Source organism: Mesorhizobium sp. BHbdii (assembly GCF_053848045.1).
In genome coordinates this window covers 1-439 of sequence record NZ_JBSPKX010000223.1, presented here as the reverse complement: position 1 = coordinate 439, position 439 = coordinate 1, and the positions used below count along the sequence as shown (strand labels likewise).

The 439-nt window shown below is 63.6% G+C and carries 1 protein-coding gene; it reads right to left on the bottom strand.

All coding sequences use genetic code 11. The features are described 5' to 3' along the window. A partial coding sequence (locus tag ACWTU8_RS32745; RefSeq protein WP_455851366.1) for a helix-turn-helix transcriptional regulator occupies positions 1-439 on the bottom strand: 439 nt, incomplete at both ends.

The window sequence follows — 439 nt, the reverse complement described above, 5'->3', positions numbered from 1 at the left end:
TCGGCGACCGCCTGGACCCGGTTGACGGCACCGAGTTTGCTTTTGGCGTTAAGAAGATGTTTCTCCGACGTGTGTTCGGAGATGCCGAGGATTTGCGAAATCTCCCATTCCGATTTGCCGACGGCGGCCCATTGCAGGCACTCGCGCTCGCGCGGGGTCAGTTCGATATGGTCGATGGTCTTGGTCGCCATGGTGTGGAGTTGCATGGCGCGGCCAACGGCATAGGTCGAGACGAGGGACACCAGGCCGAACTCGGCCTCCGACAGCTGCACGGCTTCGCCACCCAGCGACACCATGACGATCTGGCCATCCAGCGTGATCAGCGGGAAGGCCAGGCCGTCGCGCAGCTTGAAGGCGCCGGCATCGCCCATCACCTCGCCGCTGCTCTTGTCGAAGCTAATGCCCTGGGCGGCTTCGCGCCACTGGAATGGCGCCTGCA